Origin of the sequence: Cutibacterium porci (assembly GCF_009696315.1) — a bacterium.
In the GTDB taxonomy this organism is placed as follows: Bacteria; Actinomycetota; Actinomycetes; order Propionibacteriales; family Propionibacteriaceae; genus Cutibacterium; species Cutibacterium porci.
Genome location: NZ_VUMG01000001.1, coordinates 360003 through 370562, shown reverse-complemented (window position 1 = coordinate 370562; position 10560 = coordinate 360003). Strand labels below are relative to the sequence as shown.

The following is a 10560-nucleotide window of genomic DNA, read 5'->3' as shown; positions in this document are numbered from 1 at the left end:
ATGACCAACGCGGCGCTGCATCGGCGTATAGGGGAATAAGCCCAGCGGGAGCAGCGCACGAGCCACCACGAACTGGCGCTGTGCCTCGTGTAGCGGCGCAGGCTCATTCTAGGCCAACGGCTCTCGCGATGCCCTGTGCCCATAGCTCATGCCTTCCTCACGTCGTCACAACCTTTACCAGTCGTTTCCGACAGTTCTGCTGCACCGATATCCCCTGCGCTCCTGCGCGGGAGAGCATTGGTCTGGTCATCCTTGCTGCGACGCCGCCCCGACACCAACCAGTAAATGAGGTAGATGAGGATGAGGAGGACGACGATCATCACGGCAATCATCCACGGCTGCCACGGGCTGTGGTAACGCTGTGCCGGCTCTGGCGGTACAGGAGTCGTTCTGACTCCGCGCACCAGCAGCCGGTGTGAATTGATGCCATAGGGGGTACACGTCACCAAAGTTGCGTAATCGCGGCCACTTACCGGCCTGACAGCAGCCAAGTCCGTTGGTTCCACAACGCGGATCTGGTCAACCTTGTACGCCAAGGTTTCGCCCATGACATCGACGTAGAAGATGTCCCCCACCCGTACGTGAGTGAGGTTGTCAAACATCGTCAACGTCGCTAGGCCGGTATGCCCGGTGAGCACACTATGAGTCCCCGCACCCCCGACCGGGAGCGCGGTGCCGTACAAGTGGCCGACACCGGCTGCCAAGACTCGCTGCGAAGTGCCGTGATACACTGGCAAGTCGATGCCTACCGACGGCACCCGCACTCTGGCCATGGCCTGATCGAGGTTGAGCTGCGACAAGTAGTCGCGATACCGGGCCGATTCAGTATCCGGAGGCTCACCCCAAGGATCGCGAATCGTCCCATTCTGTAATTTTTGGTTGTACTCGTGAGCCCGCCGTATCTGAGTGGCCCGTGTAGAACCGTCCAGTTGTGCGACGTGCTTGGAATAGTTTTCGGCAATTCTGGCCTGTTCGGTGTTCTTGATCTGAGTCACGACCACCGGGGCCAGGAGCACCGCCATGCCGAGTAGCAAATAGACGACGGAACGCCAGCGTCTTTTACCACGCGCCACAGCGGTGTCTCCTCCCGAACGATCAGGCAGAAGCTTGGTCCTTATCGCGACGGCTCACATACACACCGCGAGCAACGAGCCCACCGCCCACGACGAGAACGATAAGCAGGCCCCACGCGCCGGTTGCCGGCAACTGACCCAAGACGGTGTCCTTCTTATCCTCAACCGAGGCTGTCAGCGAATTGGCCGCCCGATCATATGCGACAGGTTGAGCCTCCGGGTTAACAAAGAATCCGTCCGGAGCCTTGGTCTCAAGCACGCAGTACTGGTTAGCTTGCTCACCGGTATCACCACCAGAGAAAGACGTCGCCGGTATGCCGAATCCCTTCACAGTAGCGGTGTTATCCGTTGTCAAGGTGTCAGTGAGCGTAGCTCCCTGATCATTCGAGCTTGCAACCTGTATCGGATTGCCGAGTAGCTGGTACTTGCCCGTGCTGTCGTCCTTCTTGCACAAGTACAGCTTGAACTGGGCGCCGGAGAGGCTAGCAGCATCGGTGCCCTGAGCTGTCTTGGTGACGGTGAGGGTAGCGAAGGTCGTCGAAGTCGGCTGGTCGTTGGTATCAGTAGTGATCGTTCCACCGTTAGGGAGGTCGACCGTGGCGGTGTTCGTCACCTTGCCGCCGCTAGCCGGGATGGACGTGACGGTGGCCTTAAAGGCGACATGGACCTGCAAGCTCGGATCGTTCTTACGCTGATCCTGCAACTTCGTCAGGCCGGCATCGGTGAAGGTGACGACGAGCTTGTGATCCTCAGCGGTAACGGTGTAATCCGTCGTCGCCAACGCAACGTCACCGTTGGTGCCCGATGCCGTCACCTTGACGCTGGCGGGATCGAGGGTCAACTCATTGACGAGCGGATCGGTGATGACCATTCGACTAAGGTCACCGGCTGGGACCGGAGCATTGATGGTGTAGGCCAAGGGCTTGCCGACGGTGGCACCGGTATCGTCCACCTGCTTGTTGGGCTTAACGTCCTGGTTCTTCGGCTGAACTGTCTGATCGTAATTCCACGTGCCGTTGTCACTGAATGGCAGAGTCACAATGAAGGGCGGGGCGACAGTGTAGCTGCCCTTCTGAAGCTCAGTAATGCGATAGGCGCCAACCTTGAAGTTTGCATCGGTGTCAGTGCTGATCCTGGCAACACCGTCGGCACCGGTCTTGATATTGCCGAAGCTCACCGAACCGTCGATCGGGGCGTTGCTGGCATTCATGCCAGATAATGTTTCCCAGCCACTGGTCGTCGTCAGGTCAACGTTAATCTTCTCGACCTTGAACTCGACATCCGCGAGTCCCTTGAGGTTACTGGTGTCGTTCGTCGGGTCACCGATGAGTTTTTTAATCGTAAGAGAAACCGCGTGATTGGCATCCACGCTGTCTGTGGCAGCCACAGTCGCCGGACTAGGATCTGGCTTGGCGCCGGTCTCATCGGCCAGCGCTGGAGCAGCCAGGCTACCGAACGTCAGAATCGACGCAGTGAGTGCGGCACACAGGGGCTTGAATGACCTCATACCTGCTCCTTCATATGGATGGAGGTTATTCGTGAGGAGTCTTCGACTCGCGTACGCAGCCGCCAGCACCTCATCGCTCGTGGGAGTTTACAGGTTCAACTTACGCTGCGACACATCCCAGGGCACCGAATGGTGCCACTATGTGAACACACGCCTACTCACTGCGACGAGATAGTGCCTTCACTAGGAGTCATACCGTGGTCAATTCTCAGGAAATTCCTAACGACTTGTCCGGCGAGTGTCATGGCCAGCTTGGCAATGCAAACAGGTCACGGTGACGAGCGACTTTCCGCACCCATCAGCCCGGCCCCTATGCTCGGACCTATGCCCGAACCCCTCCAATTGCACCGCGCAACCCTAGACAACGGGATGCGTGTCGTCGTCAACCCTGACGCCACCTCCCCGGGAGTCGCCGTCAATATGTGGTACCGAGTGGGGTCAGCCGACGAAGAAGTTGGCCACTTTGGGTTCGCCCACCTCTTCGAGCACCTCATGTTCTCAGGCACCACAAGCGGGATCGCGTCAAGCGAACATCTAGCGACGATCGAAGCGGTGGGAGGGTCAGCAAATGCGTCAACAAGCTTCGACCGCACTAACTACTTTGAAACAGTGCCGGCTGGAGGGTTGGAACTCGCGCTGTGGCTGGAGGCAGAACGACTCGCACACTTGGCGGTCACCGAAGACAATCTCACGACCCAGCGTGAGGTCGTCAAGGAGGAGAAACGGCAACGCTACGACAACACTCCTTATGGGGACCTACTCGATCTGCTCCTGGACGGCAGGTTCGGCGACGAGCACCCATACGGACACCCGACCATTGGCTCGGTAACCGACCTCGACGCCGCCCGCCTCGACGACGTCACTGCTTTCCATTCCGCCTGGTATCGGCCCGACAATGCTGTTCTCGTCATCTGCGGATGTGTCGAGGCAAGCGAGGGGTTGGCCCTGGCCGACACATACCTCGGAGCGGTACCTGCTGCCAGCGGGGACATCCCACAACGCATTCAGCGACGAGTTCGCCACGACAATCCTCGGGTCATCGTGACACGCCACGTCCCGCGAACTGCGGTCACCCGGTCGTGGGCCACCCCACCCATCACCGACCCCGACAATCTGGCTGTTGCCATGGCTGTTGACGTCCTCGGATCCGGGATGAGCTCGCGGCTCATCCGCATCTTGGAAAGGGAACGTCATCTCGTTGATGGGGTGGGAATGAACGATTTAGGGCTAGCGCGGGGGGCCTCGACGACTCTGGTGTCAGCTCACCTCAAACCGGGAGTGTCCGAGGAGGAACTAACCGGAGCCGTCGACGAGATCATTACTGAACTCGCTGCTCACGGGCCAAGCCGGGCCGAGTTGGAACGGGCTCGCGCCCAGGTGGAGCGAGGCTGGTTGGAATCATTTGCCATCGTTGACGAACGGGCTGACGTACTCAATATGTACGAGTCCCTCTTAGGGGACGCCAACCTTGTCAATACCTACCTCAGCCGAGTACAGGCCGTCACCGCAGACGACATCGCTGAAGCTGCAAAACGGTGGCTGTCCCCTAACCAGGCGTCGACAGTCGTCCACAAGGAGGCGTGATGAATACGCGCAATGATCGTCCTCTTACCGATCGCCCCGCCGTGCATCCGGGCTCGCCGTGGTCGTTTCCGCGGTGCATTGTCGAGACGTTGTCGACTGGCCTCACGGTGGTGCGTGTACCGATGCCGGGCCAGCAGATTGTCACTATGGAAATCGGGTTAGATGCGCCTCTGGGTGCCGAGCCTGCTGGTTTTGAGGGCCTTGCTGGCCTCGTTGTCCGCACTGCCGACGAATCCACCAACCAGCATCCTGGGGCAGCTTTTGCCGAAGCCATGGAGTCGATCGGGGCCAGCTACGACGGCTCGGCTGGGTTAACTGGGAGCCATGTCGGCGTCGATGTGCCCGTGACAAGGTTCGATGCGGCAGCCACGCTCTTCGTCGAATTGTTGAACACCACGAGCCTGGCCGAAGACGACATCGCTCGTCAGATCGACGCGGCGCGAGCCTCTCTGGCCCAGAGCAGCCAGCACGGATCAGCCCTAGCTGGGATGGCGGCAGCACAGGCGTTGTGGCCGGTGGGATCACGATTGTCCCTGCCTACGATCGGCACCCTCTCGTCGGTGGATAATCTGAGTGCCGCAGCGGCCCGTGAGTTTTGGGCCGCACGCTGGACGATCTGCGGCGCCGTACTGGTGGTGGCCGGGGAGGGAGTCGAGGACCTCGACCTATCAGTCTTCGAGGGGTGGAATACCAGCGGTTCCCGCTCGCACATGTCTGCACCCCAGTCGCGCCTCGACGGGCCACGAATAATTCTCGTCGACCGTCCCGACGCTGTGCAGGCTGATGTCCGTATTCAGCAAACCACTGTTGGACGCCGCCACCCAGGCTGGCCAGCCCTCAATGTGGCATGCGGCGCTCTCGGCGGGACATTCGGGTCGCGCCTCAACCAGGTATTGCGGGAAGAAAAAGGATGGTCTTACGGGGTCGGAATGACGGCCCGACCACTCTACGATGGCGGTCTGGTGACCGTCGCAGGGGCCTTCCGCACTGAGGTCGGAGCCGACGCTGTGGCTGAGGCACTACGCATCCTCACCTCCACCGACGACCTGCAAGCCGACGAAGTAAACGACGCCCGCGACCATTCGGTTGGCATCGCCCCATTGCAGTACGACACCGCCGGGGCGGTAGCCCATCAGGTGGCCGCTCTGGTCGAGGCCGGACTGGCACCAAACTGGGTTGACGATCACCTCGCCGCGATGGCATTGACCAGCGCACACGACGGGGAATGGTCGGTGAACCGAGCCTGGCGGGAGCTGTTGAACCCCGACGGTTGGCGCATCGGTGTGTGTGGTCGGGCTGACGAGTTGGCCCCAGCCCTGGCCGAGCGTGGGTTCGAGGCCGTCGTCGTCAACCCCACCGACGTAATGTCATAGCACCGCTCGACTCAGCCGAGAGCCGATCCCGTACAACGTTGTGGTCAGCCATCCCGAGGGCCATTTCGCACGACACGGCGTCTGGACTCGCCCAAACTGCCACTCGTCCCCTAGACTATGCACGTCCAGGGGGCATTGGCGCAGTTGGTAGCGCGACTGCTTTGCACGCAGTAGGTCAGGGGTTCGAATCCCCTATGCTCCACCAGCGGAAATCGAAACTTGCCTCGCCTGATGGCGGGGCAGTTTTGTTTCTGGGGTGACTTCCGCCGGTGATAGTGATGCGGGTAAACGAGGCGCAGTTGAGGATGCATCGGTCGGCTAGTTCGTACTTGTTGCGGATCGTCCTCGGGTTGGCGAAGACGACCAACGAAGCCAATCCGAAACACTGCTCCTCGACCCATCACGGTGCCCGCGAGGCGTGCGGCAGTACCGTGGCCAGAGATTTCGGCAGCGGCCATGGCAAATAGGTTGACGGTGAACAGGACGACCATCGCAGCGAATATCGCCCTGCCCTGCCACACATCTTCCACCATTTTCCCGAAGGTTCGAGGTAGCAGAGCAGGATGAACAATGCGGTGACACCGGGCAACCAGATGGCACTTTGACGACGACCCGGGATTTCCGGGGTGCCGGTTGTGGCGCCACCCCCCATCGACGCTGCGCATCCCGGCGATTGTCGCGATCCCATATGCGGATGTGCGGGATCCTGACGTTTTCTAACACCCCCGGCGAGATGGGCCTCGTAGCGCTAATCACGTCCCGCCATGGGCCAGTGGCCCCCTCTCACCTCCTCCGATGGTCCCCTCTCACCTCCTCCAACCCGAGTGTGGCGATTGGGGTGATAACTGCCCGTGATGCCATCTCACGTGGTTGGGGTGCGGGAAGAAAACGACTTATCCACAGTCGGTACGGCTGACCTGGGCCGAGTTGTCCACAGGTTCAAAAAAGCGCGGCGCATCTACGGGACTATGCCGATAACTGTGGACATGAGGGAAAATCTTGAACTGGAGCTACGCAGCAACGGCGGGGTGGCGCGCATTGTCCGTGACAGCCCATTGCGAGGCCAAGCTGACCGTTCCGTCGCCCGAGGCGATACGGTACGCATCTTGCCGGGAGTGGTGGCCGCCACCAGCATCGCCCGCCACGTCACTACCATGGTCCAGGCACTGAAGTTGTGGCACCGCGACGCAACGCTGGTCGGCATGGCCGCCTTGGTATTGCTCGGATTGAAGAATCCGGTCACTCAGCGACGCTGGGACTACACCGGCATCAAAGGCATCGAGGCGTTCTCGCGGACCCGACGCCTGAGGCGGTCCGGCATCTGGGTGCATCGCTGGCACGTGCCTCACCATTTCACTATCGAAGAAGAGGGAATACGAGTCGCTAGCCCGGAGGTATCGGTAATCATCCTGGCAATCCAGGGCCAGTGGGACTGGGTGTGCCAGGCTCTGCGCCAACGCTTAGTGACCCCGGCCTCGTGTCAGGCGGCCCGTAAAGCCCTCACTGGCCGATATTCGAAGGTCGAGATCGACCGTGCGCTAGCCGACATCGACTTGAATCCTTGGTCGATCCCGGAGCTGGAATTGGCGCGAATCCTACGGGCAACCGGGATCACTGGTCACAAGCCGAATCACGAAGTATGGGTTGGCGAGGGGAATTATCGCTATGTCCTGGATCAAGCGTTCCAGGCCGAGATGGTGGGCGTAGAGATGGAAGGCCGTTCGGTCCACGGCACCCCGGAAGGATATGAGGCGATGATGGTGCGTTCGGCACATCTGGACCAGGCCGGGTGGAGAATCCTGCACACCACCCCGACGATGCTGCGGCGCGATCCGAAGTTCGTGTTGAACTGGATTATCAATCACTTGCACAAACGCCACCGCCCCAAATCCACGCTCCCCAACCAGATCCTGCGCCAGATCATGAATGGCGCCGTACTGGCGTAACGCTTGCTGACCTCTCTAGCGAGACGGCGGGTGATTGTGCCCGGCTGTGGCAATCGGGGTTACGAACCCACAGTCTGCAACCCCACGTGGCATCCCCAACGATTACGTCCCGGATCACCACACGAAGGTGAGGAGAACAAAGTACAGGCGTCAACACAGGACAAAATCACAGCCCCTCAGTGGAAGACGGGGCCTAGCGAGACTGGCGGCCGTGTCTATCGACAGCCCTGCAGTGGGAGACGGAACCGCAACCCCATGCACCACCCGGTAACAACTTCAGCCCACCAAACCGCCTCAGAGCATCAACTGACCCGGACCCCATCGAAGGCCCTCACTACCTGCCGCACCACCTGAGCAGGGTCATCGGAACCCATGATGGCCCGCACCATCGCTACACCGGATACCCCGGTAGCGACCAGAGAAGGCACATCAGCCACCTGAACGTCGCCGATCGCGACAATCGGCAAGCTGCTGGCTTTTACCAAAGCCGGATACCCTTGAACGCCGCGCGGCGCCCGACCAGAATCCTTGGTCGGGGTAGGCCGGAAGGGCCCAGCGCCCACATAGTCGAGCGCATCGGCGAATGGCTCAGTCGATTGCACCAGATCCAAGGTTCCAGTCGTGTAACCGATGATCGCCTCTGGGCCCAGCATCGCCCGAGCATCGCGCACCGGCAAATCCGTTGATCCAATATGGACCCCGTGAATGTTCCCGCGTGCCCGCATAGCTGCCCACGCGACATCGGCGCGATCATCCACCACCACCCGGGTGGCCGAATTTGCCCGCCGGACGGCCTCGCCGACCTGTAGTACCAGGCTGAGCAGATCCCGGGTGGACAGTTCCTTAGCCCGCACCTGCACTATTCCCGCACCCGCCCCAGCGGCCAACGCAGCGGTCTCGACCGTGTGGCGGTCAGTTCCCGACGTCACCAAGTAGCACCGCAGGTCCAATGTCATCTCGTCTTCTCTATTCCGGTTCTCGCAACCTCGTCAAGGGCGTCAAGTAACTGCACGCGGAAGCTGCCAGGTCCGCTGGCGCGCGCCGCCGCAACCTCCCCGGACACGTCAAACCACGTCACGGCTGCCACCGCAGCTTCAACCGGATCATCGACGGCCACCAGGCACCCGGCGGTCAAAGCACCTAACAGGCATCCGGTCCCCGTCACCTGCGCCATCATCGGGTGTCCGCGCGCGACCCTCTCTGCCACCCCGTCAGCGGTCACGACGACGTCCGTCGCGCCCGACACCACAACCACTCCGCCAGTTCGGCGCGCCACCTCAATAGCCGCGTCAACAGCGTCTTCCGGCCCGTCAGCAGAATCAGCCCCGCGTCCACCGTGCCCACCGACGAGGGCGAGGATCTCTGAGGCGTTCCCCTTGACGACGTTTGGACTCGCATCGAGGAACTCCCGGGCCATCCGGGTACGCACCGGGGCTAGTCCGATGGCCGTCGGGTCAAGCACCCACGGGATCCCATCCGGCCGCGCGTCAATAGTGGCTGGAATGCCAGTCATTCCGTCGGTTGACAGGGTCCCCAGGTTGACCGACAGCGCGTCAGCAGCGGTGACTACGACCGGCGCCTCTTCCAGCGTCTCGGTCATCATGGGGCGCAGCCCGGCCGCCAACAAACCATCGGCTACCAGCGACATACTGACGGTGGCAGTGAGGCAATGGACCATCGGCGCTCGGCCACGCACGGCGGCAACGACCTCGCGTACCGTCATGCCACCCTCGCCACATCGTCGATGTCGGCATCAATGTCACTGGCCGAGAGCCGTGGCCCGAGGGCCGCCCCTAACACGACGAGCATCCCGCCAAGGATGACGAGCACTAGTACCGCGCCGAGACGCCCGAATACCGTTTCGAGACCCGGCAGGTAGAACGGATACAACGCGGGGAGGATGAGCGACAAGCTGTACCCCATTCCATACCCGGTAGATCTCACCTCTGTCGGGAATCTTTCGGACAAGTATGCCGACACAGGGCCGTATGCCGATACCGTCGCAACCTGTAGAGCGAGAGCGAATAGCGCAGCGACCCCCGCCGACGTCGATCTCATCGCCCCCCACCACAACAGCGGGCCGAGTACCGTCGCACTCACCCCCCAGCACACCAACAGACGACGCCGCCCCACTCGGGTTGACCAGTGACCCGCCAAAGCCATGAACACTGCCTGCCCAACCGAGGCGACGCCCATCACCCAGGAGGTCGCAGTGGCCGTAAGACCGGCGTCGGTGCGCAGTCGCGCGGTGAGGATTAACACCGTCGTGTCGGTGAGCAGCCACAACCCAGTCATGAGTGTGAAGACCTGCCAAAAGGCCGACGCCCACCTCCCGGCGACGACCTCACGCACCCCCGGCGTCGGAGTCCGCCACGCCTCGCGAGTGGTGTTGGCGCGGTGGAAGAGCGGCGCATCATAGACGCAGCGGCTGTAATAAACGATCATCCCGACGCTCATTGCAGCGCCGATGACGAAGAGAACACGCCACCCCCATGCCGCGTAGCGATCCGGCCCAAGGGCAGCTAGCGCGACCGCAACGGCGAAGGCAATCGACGCCTGAGCCCACGGCGCCATCGACAAGATGACTCCAGACGCCAATCCCCGCTTCTTCGGTGAGGACCACTCCATGGCTAGCGGAATGGCAGCCGAGTATTCACCGGCGACGAAGATCCCACCCAAAAAACGCAACACTAGGATGAGCCCAATCGTCCAGGCGCCGATGAGCTCATGAGTGGGCATGACGGCGATGAGTCCAGCACAGGTCGCGGTACCGGCGATCGCCAACCGCGTGGTGCGCGTGCGTCCCAGACGATCCGAGATGCGCCCAAAAATCATCCCGCCGAGGGGACGTCCCAGCAACATGGCGATGACGACGAGGGCCCCCACACTGGCACCGGCTGAAGGCCCCGCGACCACCGCCATCGCCGGTGCCAGCGCCGTCAGGGGAAGGAAGACGTGGATATTGTCGATCCAGTTGCCGATCACACCGGCGCGCAGAGCGGCGCGCCCCTGCGGTGGCATTGATGCTCCGGCATAGACCCGGGGGGCAGCAGACACAGGTGCGGTCATGTGAATCC

Annotated in this window: 8 protein-coding genes, 1 tRNA gene and 1 pseudogene; 4 read left to right on the top strand and 6 right to left on the bottom strand. The window is 61.6% G+C overall.

The window, feature by feature from the left end; genetic code table 11:
• Window positions 1–146: 146 nt before the first annotated feature.
• Together FYJ43_RS01575 and FYJ43_RS01570 are read right to left on the bottom strand one after the other, a co-directional pair.
• The gene (locus tag FYJ43_RS01575; protein WP_326833223.1) at window positions 147–1073 is read right to left on the bottom strand and encodes a class C sortase; all 927 of its coding nucleotides are present in this window, start codon (window positions 1071–1073) and stop codon (window positions 147–149) included.
• Between the two features lie 22 nt (window positions 1074–1095).
• On the bottom strand, window positions 1096–2580 hold the full coding sequence (locus FYJ43_RS01570; RefSeq protein WP_154561350.1) for a SpaH/EbpB family LPXTG-anchored major pilin: 1485 nt from the start codon (window positions 2578–2580) through the stop codon (window positions 1096–1098).
• Window positions 2581–2892: 312 nt separating this feature from the next.
• On the opposite strand from FYJ43_RS01570, the gene FYJ43_RS01565 reads away from it, so the two are divergent.
• From FYJ43_RS01565 to FYJ43_RS01555, 3 genes are all read left to right on the top strand, one after another.
• Window positions 2893–4164 (top strand): M16 family metallopeptidase, encoded by a 1272-nt coding sequence (locus tag FYJ43_RS01565; RefSeq protein ID WP_154561348.1) that lies wholly within the window; start codon window positions 2893–2895, stop codon window positions 4162–4164.
• 122 nt (window positions 4165–4286) lie between these two features.
• Window positions 4287–5537 carry a M16 family metallopeptidase gene (locus tag FYJ43_RS01560; RefSeq protein ID WP_195839882.1) on the top strand — a complete coding sequence of 417 codons (1251 nt, stop codon included), beginning with the start codon at window positions 4287–4289 and terminating at the stop codon, window positions 5535–5537.
• A 129-nt stretch (window positions 5538–5666) separates the two neighbouring features.
• Window positions 5667–5742 (top strand) — tRNA-Ala (locus tag FYJ43_RS01555).
• Window positions 5743–5874: 132 nt separating this feature from the next.
• On the opposite strand, the pseudogene FYJ43_RS12145 reads toward FYJ43_RS01555, so the two are convergent.
• Window positions 5875–6100: pseudogene (locus tag FYJ43_RS12145) on the bottom strand (potassium-transporting ATPase subunit KdpA); the annotation flags it as partial.
• A 423-nt stretch (window positions 6101–6523) separates the two neighbouring features.
• On the opposite strand from FYJ43_RS12145, the gene FYJ43_RS01545 reads away from it, so the two are divergent.
• Complete coding sequence (locus FYJ43_RS01545) at window positions 6524–7483, top strand: hypothetical protein (RefSeq protein ID WP_154561344.1); 960 nt, start codon at window positions 6524–6526, stop codon at window positions 7481–7483.
• Between the two features lie 302 nt (window positions 7484–7785).
• Here the strand turns inward: FYJ43_RS01545 and FYJ43_RS01540 are convergent, their stop codons facing one another.
• Genes FYJ43_RS01540 through FYJ43_RS01530 form a run of 3 tightly spaced genes read right to left on the bottom strand, consistent with a single transcriptional unit; the run spans window position 7786 to window position 10552 of the window.
• Entirely contained in the window at window positions 7786–8439 is a 654-nt protein-coding gene (locus FYJ43_RS01540) for a thiamine phosphate synthase (protein ID WP_154561342.1), read from the bottom strand.
• Entirely contained in the window at window positions 8436–9206 is a 771-nt protein-coding gene (gene thiM / locus FYJ43_RS01535; RefSeq protein WP_154561340.1) for a hydroxyethylthiazole kinase, read from the bottom strand. Before thiM ends, FYJ43_RS01540 begins: the two co-directional genes overlap by 4 nt.
• Window positions 9203–10552: an MFS transporter gene (locus FYJ43_RS01530; protein WP_229771551.1), complete on the bottom strand. Its 1350-nt coding sequence runs from the start codon at window positions 10550–10552 to the stop codon at window positions 9203–9205. Before FYJ43_RS01530 ends, thiM begins: the two co-directional genes overlap by 4 nt.
• Window positions 10553–10560: the final 8 nt, after the last annotated feature.

Coding starts and splice junctions, on each gene's coding strand:
- FYJ43_RS01545 (WP_154561344.1), top strand. CDS start 6,524: ATGAGGGAAAATCTTGAACTGGAGCTACGCAGCAACGGCGGGGTGGCG.
- FYJ43_RS01570 (WP_154561350.1), bottom strand. CDS start 2,580: ATGAGGTCATTCAAGCCCCTGTGTGCCGCACTCACTGCGTCGATTCTG.
- FYJ43_RS01540 (WP_154561342.1), bottom strand. CDS start 8,439: ATGACATTGGACCTGCGGTGCTACTTGGTGACGTCGGGAACTGACCGC.
- FYJ43_RS01530 (WP_229771551.1), bottom strand. CDS start 10,552: ATGACCGCACCTGTGTCTGCTGCCCCCCGGGTCTATGCCGGAGCATCA.
- FYJ43_RS01560 (WP_195839882.1), top strand. CDS start 4,287: ATGCCGGGCCAGCAGATTGTCACTATGGAAATCGGGTTAGATGCGCCT.
- thiM (WP_154561340.1), bottom strand. CDS start 9,206: ATGACGGTACGCGAGGTCGTTGCCGCCGTGCGTGGCCGAGCGCCGATG.
- FYJ43_RS01565 (WP_154561348.1), top strand. CDS start 2,893: ATGCTCGGACCTATGCCCGAACCCCTCCAATTGCACCGCGCAACCCTA.